A 16,019-nucleotide genomic window follows, 5' to 3' on the forward strand; every position below is an offset into this window, starting at 1 on the left:
CCGGCGCCCGCCCAGGAGGCGGGGACGATGATGTTGCAGGCCCAGCCCGCCCCCGCCCCCGCCCCCGCGCAGGAGGCCGGCACGATGGCGCTCCAGGCACAGCCGCTCCCCCACGCGCAGCCGCCGGCCGGCGGTCACCCCGCGCCGCGGCCGCTGTCGGCGCACGGGCCGGGCAAGGACGCCGGCACGATGCAACTCGCCGCCGTACCGCCGCAGGTCCCGCAGCCGCACCCGGCACAGCCGCCGCAGCCCGCCCCCAACCACCAGGCCCCGCGCGGCGGTTACGTCTCCCCCATCCCCGTCCGCCCGACGCACCTGGGCCATGCGCTGGCCGCCGAGTGGACCAAGATCCGCTCGGTGCGGTCGACGATGTGGACGCTCGGCGTGCTGGTCGTGCTGATCCTCGGCATCGGCCTGCTCACCGCCACCGCCCTGTCGGGCCACGACGTCAACCCCCGCATCGCCTTCGGCTTCTTCGGCGTGATGCTGGGGACGCTGTGCATCATCCCGCTCGGCGTCCTGGTGATCGCCGCCGAGTACGGGACGGGGATGATCCGGACCACCATGACCGCCTGCCCGAGCCGGGCCCGGGTGTTGGCCGCCAAGGCGATCGTCTTCTTCCTGCTCGCCTTCGTGATCACGACGCTGGCCGCCACGCTGGTCGCGCTCGCCATGTCCGGCATGGTCGGCGGCCGGGAACCGACGGTTGACGAATGGCTGCGGGCCACGGTCGGCACCGGCCTGTACGTCTCCCTGCTCGGCCTGCTGGCACTGGCGATCGGCTCCCTGCTGCGGCACTCCGCCGGCGCCATCAGCGCCATGTTCGGGGTGGTCCTGCTGCCGATGCTGCTCGCGGTCTTCATGCTCGGCGCGTCGAGCCTGCAGTGGCTCACCAAGGGCCTGATCAACTACTCGGTCCCCAACTCCCTGGCGACCCTGTACGGCATCCCGTTCCTCCCGGACGGCTCCGGCCCGGAGGGGTGGACCCCGCTGTGGATCCTGACCGCGGTCGCCGGCGTCGCCCTGGGCGCCGCCTTCCTCGTCCAGGAACGGCGCGACGTGTAGGGCGCGAGGGTGCGTGGCGCCTCAGTAGCGGGGCGCGTTCCGGGACCGCTGGAGCCGTGCGCGCCGGCGGTCCCGTGCGTTCCAGCAGGTCCGGTGCCAGTGCCGGCGGTCGTCGACGTCGCCGTGCCGGGGCCAGGTGACGACGTGCGGGACGCCGGGCGGGATCTCCTGGTCGCAGCCGGGGCAGCGGTAGTGCTTGACCGCGCCGGTGCCGCCGACCTGGCGGACCACCCACTCCTCCCCGCGCCACTCCTCGGTGGCTTCCAGGCCGTAATGGCCGGCCCCCGTGCGCTCCGTGCGGTCGGCGGGTTTCGCACCGCGTTGGCGGTTTCGGCGCGGAGACACAGCACTCCTCGACAGGTCGCGGGGGTCGGGGACCCTCCGGTCGAACGAGGTGGAGAGCTCGGGGGAGGGCTGTCACCAGCGTACGCGGCACGGTCAGGGGCAAAAGTCCGCCGTCACGTTTCTGCGATCATCTGGAAATTTCCCGTCAGGCCGTGCCCTGGGCAGGTGTCGCACGTTGTTGCCGGGTGAGGAGGGGTCGCGTCGGCTGCAAGGAGGCAGAGAGCGATGCGTGTTGGGGCCTTCATCCTGGCCGCCCAGTTCCCCGGCCAGGGGCAGGGGGAAGCACTGCACCGCGCAGTGCGGTCCGCGGAGCTCGCGGAGCAGGCCGGGCTCGATGAAGTCTGGCTCGCCGAACACCACTTCGTCCCGTACGGGGTGTGTCCGCAGGCGACGACGCTGGCCGCGCTGTTGCTGGGGCGGACGCGGCGGATCGGGGTGGGGACGGCGGTGAGCGTGCTGCCGACCCAGCATCCGGTGGCGCTCGGCGAGCAGGCGGCGCTGCTGCACCTGACGTCCGAGGGGCGGTTCACGCTCGGTGTCGGGCGGGGCGGTCCCTGGGTGGACCTGGAGGTCTTCGGCGCCGGTCTGGACGCGTACGACCGCGGCTTCCCCGAGTCGCTGGACCTGCTGCTGCGGTGGCTGCGCGAGCCGCGGGTGGGTGCGTGCGGCGAGCGCTATGCCTTCCGGGAGGTGGCGGTGGTGCCGCGGTCGTCCGAGGCGCTCACCGATCCGGACGATCCGGACGGGTTGACGGCCGGGCCGCCGGTGGTGGTGGCGTGCACCTCGCCGCCGTCGGTGCGGCTGGCCGCGGCCCGGGGGTTGCCGATGCTCCTCGGGATGCACTGCGGCGACGAGGAGAAGGCGGACATGGTCGCGCTGTGGCGGGCGGCGGCGCTTCAGGCCGGGCGGGACCCGGTCGAGGTGGCCACGGCCGAGCACGTCTCGGCGGGCGTGGTGCAGATCGCCGACGACCGGGCGGCCGCGCTGGAGTCGTTGACCAAGGCGATGCCGGGCTGGCTGCGGCAGGGCCTGGGCGCGCATGTGACGGTCGACGGCCGGTACCGGGCGATGCGCGATCCGCTGGCGTACACGGAGTTGCTGTGCGAGCTGCATCCGGTCGGCCCGCCGGAGTGGTGCGCGGATCGGCTGGCGCAGACCGCGGAGCGCACCGGAATCCGGCGGTTCGCGCTGCTGGTGGAGGGCTCCGGGGATCTCGCCGCCACCGAGGAGAACGTCCGGCGGCTGGGCGTCGAGGTGTTGCCGCGGCTGGCGTGACCCCGCCGGAGGTGGGCGACGGGGTCACGGAAGCACACGTGGGGCACGGCTGTCGGTGCTGGTGCTGAACGCCGGTGCGCGGCGCCGGAGGGAGCTCCGGAGGGTCGGCTCGGCGGCAGCAACTCCGTTCAGCAGTCGCGGAGTTCGGGCGACTGGTTCAGCAACTGGCCCCGCACGGAGGTGAATCGGGCCAGCCGCCGGTCGGCGGCCGGGTCGAGCGGGAACACCGCGACCCGGTGGCAGTTCTGGAAGGCGAGGCGCACACCGAAGTGACGCTCCAGCGAGCCGCGGATGGCGTCGCTTGCCAGCGCGCGCAGGAGCTGGCCACGCGCCTGCTCGTCCGGCGGCGGCGTCTGGTTGTCGGCGAACTCGCCGCCGTCCGCCTCCAGCCGGTCCACCAGTGAGCTGATCATCCCCCACGCGTAGGGCAGGGACGTCCGGACGCAGTCGACAAACGCGGCTTCGTCGACCTCGCCCCGCTCGGCCTGTTCGAGGAGGGCCGGTGAGACGTCGAGCGACATGAGGTTCTCCTCTCGCGGCCCCGTCGCGACGGACGGGACCTCATGGATGGGACAAGGGGAAATCGCGACAGAGCGTGTTCGCACCGCGACCCCCCGCGTCAACGGTATGCCGCGCAAGGGGTCCGCACCAGGAGATTGCACATACAACCGGCCATGCACGGGCGCCGGGGGTGCGGCGGTTTCCGCCGTAAAGAGCCTCCGGCCCGGGGCCGAATCGCGTCGGCGGCCCCGCTTCGAGTAGCGTGGCGCACCATGCGTCTCGTCATCGCCCGCTGCTCCGTGGACTACGCGGGGCGGCTCACCGCTCATCTGCCCTCCGCCCCCCGCCTGATCCTGGTGAAGGCGGACGGCTCCGTCTCCATCCACGCGGACGACCGGGCCTACAAACCCCTGAATTGGATGTCCCCGCCCTGCTCCCTCAAGGAGGGCGACGGCAACGTGTGGACGGTGGAGAACAAGGGCGGCGAGAAGCTCATCATCACCCTTGAGGAGATCATGCACGACTCCTCGCACGAGCTCGGCGTGGACCCCGGGCTGATCAAGGACGGTGTGGAGGCGCACCTCCAGGAGTTGCTCGCCGACCGGATCGAGACACTGGGCGAGGGCTACTCGCTTATTCGGCGTGAATACCCCACTGCCATTGGCCCGGTGGATATCTTGTGCCGGGACGCCGACGGGCAGACCGTCGCCGTCGAGATCAAGCGGCGCGGTGAGATCGACGGCGTCGAGCAGCTCACCCGCTACCTCGAACTCCTCAACCGCGACCCGCACCTGGCCCCGGTGAAGGGGGTCTTCGCAGCTCAGGAAATCAAGCCGCAGGCCCGGGTGTTGGCCACCGACCGCGGCATCGGCTGTGTGGTGCTGGACTACGACGCGCTGCGCGGCATCGAGGACGACAAGCTGCGACTGTTCTGACCGCCCGCACCGGCCCGTACGACGACGGCCCGGTACGCGATCCGTCCGCCCGGTGGGCGGGGGTGCGTACCGGGCCGTCGTGGCGTGGTGACGCGCGCCGGGTGGGCCGGGTGGTGCGGGTGGGGCGGCTGGGTCAGCCGGTCGGGGTGCCCTGCCCGGTGGCCTCCTGGCTGGAAGCCGCCTGGCCGGATGACGACGGTGCGGTGCCGGAGCCGTTCCCGGTACTGGTGGACGGCGCCACCACGGAGCTGCCGCCGGAGGGGCTGCCGCCCGTAGAGCCGCCCGTGGAGCCGCCGGACGTCGACGGGGTCGGGTCGGTCGGGGTGTCGGTCGGCTTCCCCGTCGGGGTGGGGTCGGTCGGGGTGTCGGTCGGCTTCCCGGTCGGGGTGTGGGTGGGACGGTCGGTGGGGGTGTGCGTGGGGTGGGTCGGGCGGTCGGTGGGGGACGTGGTGCCGCCGGTCGGGGAGCCGCTGCCGGAGGTCGGTCCGCCGGTGGGGGTGCCGGGGCCGGTGGGGGCGCCGGTGGTGCCGGGGGCGGACGGCGAGGTGGTCGGTCGGTGGCTCGGGGTGCCGGGGTGGGTGGTGCCGGGGCCGGTGGGCGGCAGGCCGGTGCCGGTCTCCCGGGCCGGCTGCCCGGTGTCGTCGCTCGGGGTCGGGGACTGCTCGGTGGTGACCTTCTTGTCGTCCTGCGGGCCGGTGTTGTCGGAGGTCACACCGAGGGTGACGACGGTGCCGAGCACCGCGGCCAGCAGCACTCCGCCGGCGGCGGCGAGGAGGTTGCGGCGGCCGGTGCGGCGCAGGGCGTGCCGGACGCCGCCGGTGGCCGAACCGCCGCCGGCCGATGCGGACTTGGCGGTCACGCCCCTCGCCGCGGCCGGGACCGCCACGGGGGTCCGCACCGTGTTGGCGGCCTTGGCGGCCGGCAGGGTGGCGGTGGTCTCGCCGGGCGCGGCGGCCGCGGGGGCGGGCCCCTCCGGCCGAACGACCGCGTGCAGCTTGGCCGTTGACACCGCGTCGGGCGACAACCCGGCGGCCGTCTCGTGGCCCGCCGACGCGTCCGCCCCCTCGGGGGCCGGCGTCGCGGCGACGGGGGCGATCAGGGCCGTCGGGGCGTCCGCGGAGGCGGCCCGGGCGCGGTCGATGACCAGGGCGAGGGCGCGCCGCCCGGCGACCGCGCCGTCCCGGTCGGAGAGCACCCCGCGCAGCCCGATGGACGCCTCCAGCTCGGCGCGCGCCCGGTCGACGTTGCCGCTGCACAGCGCCAGCACGCCCAGGTCGTGGTGGAAGTACGCCTCCTCGGCGACCTCGCCGGCGAGCCGGGCGGCCTCCTGGCCGTGCCGCAGACTGCGCTCCCAGGCGCTCCAGTGCAGCGCGGCGGCGAACGCGGGCGCGGCGGTGCGGGCCAGCAGCACCGCGGCGGCCGGATGGCCGCTCTCCCGGCTGCCGGTCAGCACGCCCATGGCGGCCAGCACCGCGCCGGACTCGGCGGCGGCCCGCTCGGGGGTGACCGAGGGGTGCCCGGCCCACCAGGCGTAGTGCTGGGCGGCGGTGTGCGCCCGGGCGGGGGCGCCCTCGGCGTAGCCGGCGGCGGTCAACTGGTCCTGGACGGTGGCCGCGAGGCGGTAGTGGCCGCCGGCCGGGCTGATCAGGCCGCAGCCGAGCAGCTCGCCGAGGGCGGCGTCGGCCTGGGTGTCCTGGGTGAGGGCCGGCAGGTGTGCCTGGTGGGGCAGTTCGCCCCCGAGGGCGACCGCGAAGCGGAGCGCCTCCTGGGCGGCGGCGCCGAGCCGGTTGGCGAGCAGCGGGGCGGGCGCGGCGGCCTCGCCGAGGGCCGGCAGCGGGACCTCGGGGCGCCGCTCCGGGTCCGCGGTGCCGTCCTCGGGGAAGAGGCCGTAGCCGTCGTCGAGGGCGCCGGGCGCGGTCCGGGCCCTGTCGCGCTGCCGCAGCAGGGCGGCGCCCTGGACGAACCGCAGCGGCAGCCCCTCGGACTCGAACCACAGGTCGGCGGCCCAGGACTTCTCTTCCCGGGTGAGCGGGCGGTCCACGGCGCGCTCCAGCAGCCGGGCGCCGGCGGCCTGGCTGATCCCTCCGACGAAGACCTCCTCGACGTGGGCGTCGGCGCTGGGGGCCGGCACGTCGGGGGTGGCGGCGAGGAGGAAGGCGCACTCGGGGGTGGCGTCGAGCAGCTCGTCCAGCGCGGCGCCGCCGAAATCCAGGTCGTCCAGGACGACGACGGCGCCGATCTCGCCGAGCAGACGCAGCAGTTCGGGCCGTTCCGGCCGGTACTGCGGGGCCCGGTAGACGGCGGCGAACAGCGCGTACAGGACGTCGGCGACGCTGCGGTGGTAGCCGGAGAGCCGGACCACGCCGTCCGGGGCGAGGTCGGCGACGCCGCCCGCGACGGCGTCCAGCAGCCGGGTGCGGCCGGAGCCAGCGGGGCCGGTGACGCGGACCGAGCGGCCGCGGGTGAGCAGCCGGATCAGCCGGGCGATGTCCTCGTCGCGCTCTTCGAGGGGGATCGCGTGGCCGGCGAAGGAGAGCGGTCCGGTGGGCGCCGGGGGCAGCGCGGCGCGGGCCGTCTCGGCGCGGTCCTGGGCGTCGCGCTTCTCCGGCGCGGCGGGCCGCTCACCGGGTGGGCAGGGCTGTATCTCGCAGCCGTCGACGGGGTTGACGGTGACCAGGTAGGGGCCGGTCACCAGCCGGACGACGCGGGCCAGGCCGTCGGATCCGGCGGGCCGGCCGGCGGTCTCGGGGGCCGGCGGCCCGGCCGGGCCGCCCTGCTCCTCGTACTCTTCGGGCCCCGGGTGGGTGTTCGGGTCCATGCTGCAAGCTCCCAGGATGTGCGTGCCGTCGGTGCTTCCGGCCGTCCGCACTCCCCCGGCTCCGGCGATTGTCCTCAGCCGTCGCGTCTGGTCCGGTGCCCCGCCGCGGATGATGACACACGGCAGGCAACCGAACCATAGACCGTTCCCCGGCTCGGGGCACACTCGGGGTAGCGCCTTGCCGGAAAAGACCGCACATCAGGCGAGATGCGCGCTTCGCCGGATTTGCCCGAGTGTGAACGTCGGCACGCATGGGCGCACCCGTCACCCCGCGACGACCGCACCCGCTCCCCCGGTCTCACACCCGGGGAAGCGACTCCGCCTCGATCCCGCCCTCGATCGCGAGGACGCGGTGGAGCCGGGTGGCGACCAGGAGCCGCTGCATCTGCGGCGGCACCCCGCGCAGGACGAGCCGGCGGTTGTTGCGGCCGGCCCGCCGGTGCGCACCCATGATCACTCCGAGGCCGGTGGCGTCCCACGAGTCCAACTCGGCGAGATCCAGCACCAGATCACCCCGACCGGCGTCCACGGCGGCGTGCAGGGCCGTACGGGCGTCCGCCGCGCTGCGGACGTCGAGGCGGCCCCCGACGACCAGCTCGGCGTGGTCGCCCCTGATGTACATATGCGCTCCCCGATGTCATGGGTTGTGGTGCATTGTCGTCTACCGAACTGACTGCCTCTCCCACGGCGAAGTTGCCGTCTGTGAGCGAACCGATACCGAAATCACCCCGCGGGGTGACCCCGTGGGAGTACGTCCCTGACGCGGCATCAGTGTGCGTAGAACCCCTGGCCGCTCTTGCGGCCGATGTCACCGGCGTCGACCATGCGGCGCATGAGCTCCGGCGGGGCGAACTTCTCGTCCTGCGACTCGGTGTAGATGTTCTCGGTGGCGTGCAGCAGGATGTCGACGCCGGTCAGGTCGGCGGTGGCCAGCGGGCCCATCGCGTGCCCGAAGCCCAACTTGCAGGCGGTGTCGATGTCCTCGGCGGTGGCCACCCCGGACTCGTAGAGCTTGGCGGCCTCGACGACCAGCGCCGAGATCAGCCGGGTGGTGACGAAGCCGGCCACATCGCGGTTGACCACGACGCAGGTCTTGCCGACGGACTCGGCGAACTCCCGTGCGGCGGCGAGGGTTTCGTCGCTGGTCTTGTAGCCGCGCACCAGCTCGCAGAGCTGCATCAGCGGCACCGGCGAGAAGAAGTGCGTGCCGACCACCCGCTCGGGCCGCGAGGTGGCCGCGGCGATCTTGGTGATCGGGATCGCCGAGGTGTTGGAGGCCAACACCGCCTCGTCCTTGGCCAACTTGTCCAGCGTCTGGAAGATCTCCCGCTTGACCTCGATCTTCTCGAAGACCGCCTCCACCACGAGGTCCGCGTCGGCGACCGCGTCCAGGTCGGTGGTGGTGGAGATCCGGGCCAACGCCTGCTCGGCGTCGGACGCCGTCAACTTCCCCTTGGCGACGAACTTCTCGTAGGAGGCGGCGATGCCGCCCTTTCCGCGCGCCAGCGCCTCGTCGGTGACGTCGCGCAGGACGACGTCCCAACCCGCCTGGGCCGAGACCTGCGCGATACCGGAACCCATCAGTCCGGCGCCGATGACGGCCAGCTTCTTTGCCACTGCTGTCCCCTCACACCCTGTGCATTTGACGGTCGTGAGCGACGTTAGCGGTCGGCGACGATCGATTGGTCGCTAAGAGATGCGCGTCACGTCTCGAATGACGGACATCACACTCAGGGGGCCCGCCGACCCCCGCCGGAACCGTCAGTCGGCCACCCGCACCGGGCAGTTGAGGACCCGTCCGGTCGCCCCGCCGCCCCCTCGCCCAGCGGCCCGAGCGCGTCTCGGGAGACCTTCGCGGGCCCGCGCCGGACCCGGCCGGTCGGCGCCGCACCGACCGCCCGCCGACGGCCCGGCCCACGGCCGAAGTCGACGGCCCCGCACGCCCGCGCCCTCCCCCGGCCCGCGGCGTAGTCTCACTCCTATGGTGAATCTGACCCGCATCTACACCCGTACCGGAGACAAGGGCACCACCGCGCTCGGCGACATGAGCCGGACCGCCAAGACCGACGCCCGGATCGCGGCGTACGCGGACGCCAACGAGGCCAACGCGGCGATCGGGGTGGCGCTGGCGCTCGGCGCGCTGCCCGAGGAGGTCGCCGCGGTGCTGCTGCGGGTGCAGAACGACCTCTTCGACGTCGGCGCCGACCTGGCGACCCCGGTGGTGGCGGACCCGGAATACCCGCCGCTGCGCGTCGAGCAGTCCTACGTCGACAAGTTGGAGGCGGACTGCGACCGCTTCCTGGCGGAGCTGGAGAAGCTGCGCAGCTTCATCCTCCCCGGCGGCACCCCCGGCGCCGCCCTGCTCCACCAGGCGTGCACCGTCGTCCGTCGCGCCGAGCGCGCCACCTGGGCGGCGATGGAGGAGCACGGCGAGACCATGAACCCGCTCGCCGCCACCTACCTCAACCGCCTCTCCGACCTGTTGTTCATCCTCGCCCGCACGGCCAACAAGGAGACCGGGGACGTGCTGTGGGTGCCGGGCGGCGAGCGCTGAACCGGCCCTAGCGCAGCGACTTCTCCCGGGGCCGGTCCGCCGCCTCCGCCGGCGCGGACTGGCCGTTGGGGTCCTTCTTCTGCCAGATGAGGTAGGTCAGCGCGATCACCGCGTGGATCATCACGATGCGCAGGCTCGTCGCCTGCCACTCCCGCAGCGACGACGCGTCCCCGTCCTGACCGACGTACCAGATGGCGACCTGGAGCAGCGCGGCCGCCACCCCGGCCATCACCACGGTGCGCACCCACAGCTTCATCTCGTGGACGAAGCGCTGCATGCCGTAGCGCTTGACGGGGCGCGGGCCGCCGGCGAAGCGGTGGGCGACGTACCCGTCGACCCACTTGATCGTGTAGTGGCCGTAGGCGACGGTGTAGCCGATGTAGAGGGCGGCCAGGCCGTGTTTCCAGTCCGCGGTGGCCCCGTTCTTCAGGTCGATCGCGGTGACGATCAGCAGCACCAGCTCCAGCAGCGGCTCCAGCAGCAGCACCGCCGCCCCGGTCCTCGGCATCCGCGCCAGATAGCGCAGCGCCAGGCCGGCGGCGAGCAGCACCCAGAAGCCGACCTCGCAGGCGATGATCAGGGTGACGACCACGGCATCTCTCCTCTCCGGCCGCTCCGCTTCCCGGGCGGCCGTGGCGCACCGGCCCAGCGGGGCGGTCCCTCAAAGGCTCGCAGCCGAGAGCGCCCGGTACCTCGTCGGCGGCGACGATCCCGAGCTGCATCTTTCGATGTACCCGACCGACGGGCGGGAGGAGGCGGCGCGGTGCGCGGGCCCGGCCTCCGCCCGCCCGCGGCGTAGCCGGAAGCGGGCGAGGTGGCGGCGCCCGGCCCCGACGCCGTGTTTGATGGAGGGGTGATCGCCCACCATCCCGCCGCGCCGGGCCGGCCGCACCGCCTCGACGTCCTCATCGCGGCCGGCGGGCTGTCCACCGGGGTGCTGCTGTGGGTCCTCGGCCTGCACGGCGGTCCCCCGCTGTTCGACCTTCCCTCGTCGGCCACCCCGCTCGCGCTCACCGTCATGGTGGTGGCCGAACTCCTGCGCCGCACCGCCCCGATGACCGCGCTGGCCCTCGCGGTGCCGGCGCTGGCGCTGGACGTCTGCACCGGCGCGCTGATCGCCACCGTCTTGATGTTCACGGACGTGCTGTACGCCGCGGTGCTCTACGGGCCGCCGGCCGCCGCCCGGCAGATCCCGGTCCACTCGGTGCTGGTGACGGTGCTGGCCACGGCCGCGACCGCGGCGGCCTGGCCCGACCCGCAGGTGGTGCTGATCGGCATCGGCATCGCGCTGATCACCGTGGCCCCCGCCTGGACCGGCGTGATCATCCGCGGCCATCGGGACGCCGCGCAGAGCGCCCGGTTGCGGGCCGAACAGACCGCGCTGCTGGCCGAGATGGACCGCACCCAGGCGGTGGTCGGCGAACGCGCCCGGATGGCCAGGGAGTTGCACGACCTGGTCGCCAACCACCTGTCCGCGATCGCCATCCACGCGACCGCCGCGCAGACCATCGACGACGCGTCGGCGACCCGTGCGGCGCTCACCGTCATCCGCGAGAACAGCGTCCAGGGCCTGGCCGAAATGCGCCGCCTCATCGGGCTGTTGCGGGACCCGGCGGCCACCACCTGCGAGGAGCCGGCCGCCACCCCCACCCTCGACGGCCTGGAGGCCCTGGTCGAACAGGCCCGCGCCAACGGCGTCGCCAGCGACCTGAGGTTCGTCCTGGACGACGACCGGCAGCCGGCCGGCCGGGGCGACGAAAGGCCCCCGGCACCGGTGGAGTTGGCCGCGTACCGGATCGTCCAGGAGTCGCTGACCAACGCGCTCAAGCACGCCGCGCCCGGCACGGTCCGGGTGCGGGTCGCCGACGGCCCCCAAGGGGCGCTCACCGTCACCGTGCGCAGCCCGTACGGTGAGCGTTCGGGCCCCCGCGCGCCCGGCTCCGGAGCCGGGCTGGTCGGCATGCGGGAGCGGATCGCCCTGTTGGGCGGGGAGTTCGAAGCCGGCCCGGAAGGCGGGCCGGACGGAAGAGTCTGGCTGGTGCGGGCAGCGTTGCCCGCCGCCGGAGAGGAAGAGCAACGATGACAGGCGCCGCCACCCAGCCGATCCGGATCCTCGTCGCCGAGGACCAGTCCGCCGTACGGGCCGGACTGGTCCTCATCCTGCGCTCCGCGCCCGACATCGAGGTGGTCGGGGAGGCGGTGGACGGCGAGGAGGCGATCCGCCTGGCCCGCGCGTTACGACCCGATCTGGTGCTGATGGACATTCAGATGCCGCGGCTGGACGGCGTCTCGGCCACCGGACGGATCACCGCGGAGGGGCTGGCCGACGTCCTGGTGCTGACCACCTTCGACCTGGACGAGTACGTCTTCGGCGCGCTGCGGGCGGGGGCCGCGGGCTTCCTGCTCAAGGACAGCGACGCGGCGGCACTGCTGACCGCGGTGCGCACGGTGGCGGCCGGCGAGGGGCTGATCGCCCCGGCGGTGACCCGGCGGCTGATCGCGGAGTTCGCCCGCCCGCGCCCGGCGGGCCGACCGCCGCGGGACCGCCGGGCCCCCGACCCGGCGGCGCTGGACGCGCTGACCCCACGGGAGCGGGAGGTGCTGGGCTGCTTGGGTCAGGGGCTGTCGAACGCCGATATCGCGCTGCGGTTGGCGATGGCGGAGGCCACCGTCAAGACCCACGTCAGCCGCCTCCTGGCCAAACTGGACCTCCGCAGCCGCGTCCAAGCGGCCGTCCTGGCCCAGGAGTTGGGGGTGGATGCGCCTTAGCCGAGGCGCTCAAGCGGAGGCGCTCAAGCCGAGGCACGGTGGCCGGGGCGGAGTGCCGTAGGGGACGTCCGAACGGATCCCGTAGGGGGCGCCAGGCCCCCCTGCGGGGCCACAACGAAGTCGGGACGAGAGGTATTCCGGCCGTCAGGCGACGGCCGTCGGGCAGCGGCGCTCAGGCGACCGCCACCAGGCGGCAGGCGTCGGGAGGCAGCCATCAGGCGACCGCTCTCAGACAACAGCCCTCAACCGGCAGCCATCTCCCCGCTCCTCAGGCCACGTTCGCCCTCCCTCAGGCTTCGTCCGGGGGGACCCTCATCCAACGAGAACGCCCCATTCAAGCCACGTTGACTCGTTGCCCCGGAGGGGCCGCCTCCAGCCAGGCCAGGAAGCCGGTGAGGGCGTCCTCGCTCATGGCGAGCTCCACGCGGAGGCCGTCGTGGGCGCAGGCCAGCACGATGGAGTCGGAGAGCAGGGCGAGTTCCTCCTCGCCCTGGGGGGTGCGGCGCTCCAGCACCTCGATGGCGGAGCGCTCCAGCACGCGGCGGGGGCGCGGCGCGTACGAGAAGACCCGGAACCACTCGACCCGGTCGCCGTTGTACCGCGCCACACCGTAGATCCAGCCCTTGCCGCCGGGCTCGACCTCCGGCGCGTTCCAGCGCAGACTGCAGTCGAAGGTGCCGCCGGAGCGCTGGATGAGCCGCCGTCGCAGTCCGAAGACGAACAGCCCCAGCAGCACGAGCAACACGACCGCGCCGCTCACGAGCAGAGCGAGGACCATCTCGACCGACCTCCTCGCCGTGTATTCGGGAAACGCACCTGCATTGCCTCAGCCGCGGACCGCTCCGGAAGTCCGGGCAGCCCGCGGCTGAGGATCGATCTCGACGGTGACGGAGCTCTAGTGAACGCCCGTCACCGCACGCAGCCGGACATCGGCGCGGCGCTCGGCGGCCGCGTCGGCCTCCGACTTCGCCCGCTCCAGGGCCCGCTCCGCGCGCTGGACATCGATCTCGTCCGACAGTTCGGCGATCTCCGCCAGCAGAGACAGCTTGTTGTCGGCGAACGAGATGAAGCCGCCGTGCACCGCGGCGACGACGGTGCCGTCCCCGCTCTCACCGGTCGTGCGAATCGTCACCGGGCCCGACTGCAGCACGCCGAGCAGCGGCTGGTGTCCGGGCATGACGCCGATGTCGCCCGACGAGGTGCGCGCGACGACCAGGCTGGCCTCGCCGGACCAGACCTGCCGGTCCGCGGCGACCAACTCGACGTGCAGCTCAGCCACGATGGCTCCTCGGGTCTCCACCTGCCTGGTGTGGCAGATGTTGGGTCAAATACTAGTGGTCGTACGGACCGGGGACGGCCAGGCCGCCCCCGGTCCGGGAGCACGGGTCAGGAGACGCCAAGCTCCTTGGCGTTCTTCTTCAGGTCCTCAAGGCCACCGCACATGAAGAAGGCCTGCTCCGGGAAGTGGTCGAACTCGCCGTCGGCGATCGCGTTGAAGGCCGCGATCGTCTCGTCCAGCGGCACGTCCGAGCCGTCGACGCCGGTGAACTGCTTCGCCACGTGGGTGTTCTGCGACAGGAAGCGCTCGATCCGACGGGCGCGGTAGACCGTGAGCCGGTCTTCCTCGCTGAGCTCGTCCATACCCAGGATGGAGATGATGTCCTGGAGGTCCTTGTACTTCTGCAGGATCGACTTCACGCGCGAGGCGCAGTTGTAGTGGTCCTGCGAGATGTAGCGCGGGTCCAGGATCCGGGACGTCGAGTCCAGCGGGTCGACCGCCGGGTAGATGCCCTTCTCCGAGATCGGACGCGACAGCACCGTCGTCGCGTCGAGGTGGGCGAAGGTGGTCGCCGGCGCCGGGTCGGTCAGGTCGTCCGCGGGGACGTAGATCGCCTGCATCGAGGTGATCGAGTGACCACGGGTCGAGGTGATGCGCTCCTGGAGGAGACCCATCTCGTCGGCCAGGTTCGGCTGGTAACCCACCGCGGAGGGCATCCGGCCGAGCAGGGTCGAGACCTCGGAACCGGCCTGGGTGAAGCGGAAGATGTTGTCGATGAAGAACAACACGTCCTGCTTCTGGACGTCACGGAAGTACTCGGCCATGGTCAGGCCGGCCAGCGCGACGCGCAGACGGGTGCCCGGCGGCTCGTCCATCTGACCGAAGACCAGCGCGGTCTTGTCGATGACGCCGGAGTCGGTCATCTCCTCGATGAGGTCGTTGCCCTCACGGGTGCGCTCGCCGACACCGGCGAACACGGAGACACCGTCGTGGTTGTTGGCGACGCGGTAGATCATCTCCTGGATGAGCACCGTCTTGCCGACGCCGGCGCCGCCGAACAGACCGATCTTGCCGCCCTTGACGTACGGGGTCAGCAGGTCGATGACCTTGATGCCGGTCTCGAACATCTCGGTCTTCGACTCAAGCTGGTCGAAGGACGGGGCCTTGCGGTGGATGGCCCAGCGCTCGGTGACGTCGGCGGTCGCCTCGGGCTTGTTGAGGATCTCGCCGAGGGTGTTGAACACCTTGCCCTTGGTGATGTCACCGACGGGCACGGTGATGCCGTTGCCGGTGTCGGTCACCGGGGCCTGACGGACCAGGCCGTCGGTGGGCTGCATGGAGATCGCCCGGACCAGGCCCTCGCCGAGGTGCTGCGCGACCTCCAGCGTCAGGGTCTTGGTCTTGCCCTTCTCGGCCGGGTCGATGACCTCGACCGTCAGGGCGTTGTAGATGTCCGGCATCGCGTCGACGGGGAACTCCACGTCGACGACCGGGCCGATGACCCGCGCGACGCGGCCCGTCGCCGTGGCCGTCTCAACAGTGGTGGTCATAGTTGTCAGTCACTCCCCGCGGTCGCGTCGGCCAGTGCGGCACTGCCACCGACGATCTCGCTGATTTCCTGGGTGATTTCGGCCTGGCGGGCCGCGTTGGCAAGCCGCGAGAGCGACTTGATGAGCTCTTCGGCGTTGTCGGTCGCCGACTTCATCGCACGCCGCGTGGCGGCGTGCTTGGAGGCGGCGGCCTGCAGCAGCGCGTTGTAGATGCGCGACTCCACGTACCGCGGCAGCAGGGCGTCGAGGACGTCCTCCGGCGACGGTTCGAAGTCGTAGAGCGGGAGGATCTCGCCCTTGGACTTCTCGTCGGACGCGTCTGCCGCACCGTCCAGGGACAGCGGCAACAGACGGTCGTCCAGCGCGTTCTGCGTCATCATCGAGATGAACTCGGTGAAGACGATGTGGAGTTCGTCCACTCCGCCGTCCGCGGTGTCCTGCTGGACGGCGGCGATCAGCGGAGCGGCGATCATCTTGGCGTCGGCGTACGTCGGGCTGTCGGTGAAGCCGACCCACGACTCCATGACCTTGCGCTCACGGAAGCCGTAGTAGGACACGCCCTTGCGGCCGACGATGTAGGCGTCGACCTCCTTGCCCTCGGCCTTGAGCCGCTCGGTGAGCTGCTCCGCGGCCTTGATGACGTTGGAGGAGTAGGCGCCGGCCAGACCGCGGTCGCTCGTGATGAGCAGCAGCGCGGCCCGGGTCGGCTTCTCCACCTCGGTCGTCAGCGGGTGCTGGGTGTTCGAACCCGTGGCAACCGCGGTCACCGCGCGGGTCAGTTCACTTGAGTACGGCGTCGATGCCGCCACCTGACGCTGCGCCTTGACGACGCGCGAGGCGGCGATCATCTCCATCGCACGAGTGATCTTCTTGGTCGCGGAGACGGAGCGGATGCGACGCTTGTAGACCCGGAGCGTGGCTCCCATGG

General features: G+C 72.6%; 16 protein-coding genes. 6 read left to right on the forward strand and 10 right to left on the reverse strand.

Annotation, left to right across the window (positions count from 1 at the left end):
• Positions 1-189 precede the first annotated feature (189 nt).
• Positions 190-1,065, forward strand: a complete 876-nt coding sequence (locus PV796_RS13325) for an ABC transporter permease (protein WP_274919003.1) — start codon at positions 190-192, stop codon at positions 1,063-1,065.
• 21 nt (positions 1,066-1,086) lie between these two features.
• Here PV796_RS13325 and PV796_RS13330 read toward each other — a convergent pair whose 3' ends face one another.
• The gene (locus PV796_RS13330) at positions 1,087-1,410 is read right to left on the reverse strand and encodes an ATP/GTP-binding protein (protein ID WP_274913238.1); all 324 of its coding nucleotides are present in this window, start codon (positions 1,408-1,410) and stop codon (positions 1,087-1,089) included.
• A gap of 225 nt (positions 1,411-1,635) precedes the next feature.
• Between PV796_RS13330 and PV796_RS13335 the strand changes: the two genes are divergently transcribed.
• Complete coding sequence (locus PV796_RS13335; RefSeq protein WP_274913239.1) at positions 1,636-2,685, forward strand: LLM class flavin-dependent oxidoreductase; 1,050 nt, start codon at positions 1,636-1,638, stop codon at positions 2,683-2,685.
• Positions 2,686-2,813: 128 nt separating this feature from the next.
• Here the strand turns inward: PV796_RS13335 and PV796_RS13340 are convergent, their stop codons facing one another.
• A complete protein-coding gene (locus tag PV796_RS13340) occupies positions 2,814-3,206 on the reverse strand; it encodes an SCO5389 family protein (protein WP_274913240.1) in 393 nt (130 codons plus the stop codon).
• A 252-nt stretch (positions 3,207-3,458) separates the two neighbouring features.
• Between PV796_RS13340 and nucS the strand changes: the two genes are divergently transcribed.
• Positions 3,459-4,121 (forward strand): endonuclease NucS, encoded by a 663-nt coding sequence (gene nucS / locus PV796_RS13345; protein WP_100599763.1) that lies wholly within the window; start codon positions 3,459-3,461, stop codon positions 4,119-4,121.
• Between the two features lie 133 nt (positions 4,122-4,254).
• On the opposite strand, the gene PV796_RS13350 is transcribed toward nucS, so the two are convergent.
• The 3 genes from PV796_RS13350 to PV796_RS13360 form a co-directional block, all read right to left on the reverse strand.
• Positions 4,255-6,939, reverse strand: a complete 2,685-nt coding sequence (locus PV796_RS13350) for an ATP-binding protein (protein WP_274913243.1) — start codon at positions 6,937-6,939, stop codon at positions 4,255-4,257.
• Positions 6,940-7,237: 298 nt separating this feature from the next.
• Positions 7,238-7,561 carry an STAS domain-containing protein gene (locus PV796_RS13355; protein WP_274913244.1) on the reverse strand — a complete coding sequence of 108 codons (324 nt, stop codon included), beginning with the start codon at positions 7,559-7,561 and terminating at the stop codon, positions 7,238-7,240.
• Between the two features lie 146 nt (positions 7,562-7,707).
• Positions 7,708-8,556 carry a 3-hydroxyacyl-CoA dehydrogenase family protein gene (locus PV796_RS13360; protein WP_274913245.1) on the reverse strand — a complete coding sequence of 283 codons (849 nt, stop codon included), beginning with the start codon at positions 8,554-8,556 and terminating at the stop codon, positions 7,708-7,710.
• Positions 8,557-8,920: 364 nt separating this feature from the next.
• Between PV796_RS13360 and PV796_RS13365 the strand changes: the two genes are divergently transcribed.
• Positions 8,921-9,493, forward strand: coding sequence for a cob(I)yrinic acid a,c-diamide adenosyltransferase (locus PV796_RS13365; protein WP_274913247.1), 573 nt, complete (start codon positions 8,921-8,923; stop codon positions 9,491-9,493).
• 7 nt (positions 9,494-9,500) lie between these two features.
• On the opposite strand, the gene PV796_RS13370 is transcribed toward PV796_RS13365, so the two are convergent.
• Positions 9,501-10,085, reverse strand: a complete 585-nt coding sequence (locus PV796_RS13370; RefSeq protein WP_274913248.1) for a hypothetical protein — start codon at positions 10,083-10,085, stop codon at positions 9,501-9,503.
• 261 nt (positions 10,086-10,346) lie between these two features.
• Here PV796_RS13370 and PV796_RS13375 point away from each other — a divergent pair, with 261 nt between their 5' ends.
• Together PV796_RS13375 and PV796_RS13380 are read left to right on the forward strand one after the other, a co-directional pair.
• Positions 10,347-11,576 carry a sensor histidine kinase gene (locus PV796_RS13375; protein WP_274913250.1) on the forward strand — a complete coding sequence of 410 codons (1,230 nt, stop codon included), beginning with the start codon at positions 10,347-10,349 and terminating at the stop codon, positions 11,574-11,576.
• Positions 11,573-12,262 carry a response regulator gene (locus PV796_RS13380; protein WP_274913251.1) on the forward strand — a complete coding sequence of 230 codons (690 nt, stop codon included), beginning with the start codon at positions 11,573-11,575 and terminating at the stop codon, positions 12,260-12,262. Before PV796_RS13375 ends, PV796_RS13380 begins: the two co-directional genes overlap by 4 nt.
• Before the next feature lie 334 nt (positions 12,263-12,596).
• Here the strand turns inward: PV796_RS13380 and PV796_RS13385 are convergent, their stop codons facing one another.
• The 4 genes from PV796_RS13385 to PV796_RS13400 all read right to left on the reverse strand — a co-directional run bounded on the left by PV796_RS13385 (position 12,597) and on the right by PV796_RS13400 (position 16,017).
• Entirely contained in the window at positions 12,597-13,040 is a 444-nt protein-coding gene (locus tag PV796_RS13385) for a DUF2550 domain-containing protein (protein WP_274913252.1), read from the reverse strand.
• Between the two features lie 117 nt (positions 13,041-13,157).
• Entirely contained in the window at positions 13,158-13,541 is a 384-nt protein-coding gene (locus PV796_RS13390; RefSeq protein ID WP_136742616.1) for a F0F1 ATP synthase subunit epsilon, read from the reverse strand.
• Positions 13,542-13,648: 107 nt separating this feature from the next.
• Positions 13,649-15,091, reverse strand: coding sequence for a F0F1 ATP synthase subunit beta (gene atpD / locus PV796_RS13395; protein WP_274913254.1), 1,443 nt, complete (start codon positions 15,089-15,091; stop codon positions 13,649-13,651).
• Positions 15,092-15,096: 5 nt separating this feature from the next.
• On the reverse strand, positions 15,097-16,017 hold the full coding sequence (locus PV796_RS13400) for a F0F1 ATP synthase subunit gamma (protein WP_274913255.1): 921 nt from the start codon (positions 16,015-16,017) through the stop codon (positions 15,097-15,099).
• Positions 16,018-16,019: the final 2 nt, after the last annotated feature.

It is taken from the genome of Streptomyces sp. WZ-12, from assembly GCF_028898845.1.
Classification (GTDB): Bacteria; Actinomycetota; Actinomycetes; order Streptomycetales; family Streptomycetaceae; genus Streptomyces.

Coding starts and splice junctions, on each gene's coding strand:
- PV796_RS13335 (WP_274913239.1), top strand. CDS start 1,636: ATGCGTGTTGGGGCCTTCATCCTGGCCGCCCAGTTCCCCGGCCAGGGG.
- PV796_RS13400 (WP_274913255.1), bottom strand. CDS start 16,017: ATGGGAGCCACGCTCCGGGTCTACAAGCGTCGCATCCGCTCCGTCTCC.
- PV796_RS13380 (WP_274913251.1), top strand. CDS start 11,573: ATGACAGGCGCCGCCACCCAGCCGATCCGGATCCTCGTCGCCGAGGAC.
- nucS (WP_100599763.1), top strand. CDS start 3,459: ATGCGTCTCGTCATCGCCCGCTGCTCCGTGGACTACGCGGGGCGGCTC.
- PV796_RS13325 (WP_274919003.1), top strand. CDS start 190: ATGCAACTCGCCGCCGTACCGCCGCAGGTCCCGCAGCCGCACCCGGCA.
- PV796_RS13385 (WP_274913252.1), bottom strand. CDS start 13,040: ATGGTCCTCGCTCTGCTCGTGAGCGGCGCGGTCGTGTTGCTCGTGCTG.
- PV796_RS13355 (WP_274913244.1), bottom strand. CDS start 7,561: ATGTACATCAGGGGCGACCACGCCGAGCTGGTCGTCGGGGGCCGCCTC.
- atpD (WP_274913254.1), bottom strand. CDS start 15,091: ATGACCACCACTGTTGAGACGGCCACGGCGACGGGCCGCGTCGCGCGG.
- PV796_RS13350 (WP_274913243.1), bottom strand. CDS start 6,939: ATGGACCCGAACACCCACCCGGGGCCCGAAGAGTACGAGGAGCAGGGC.
- PV796_RS13365 (WP_274913247.1), top strand. CDS start 8,921: ATGGTGAATCTGACCCGCATCTACACCCGTACCGGAGACAAGGGCACC.
- PV796_RS13340 (WP_274913240.1), bottom strand. CDS start 3,206: ATGTCGCTCGACGTCTCACCGGCCCTCCTCGAACAGGCCGAGCGGGGC.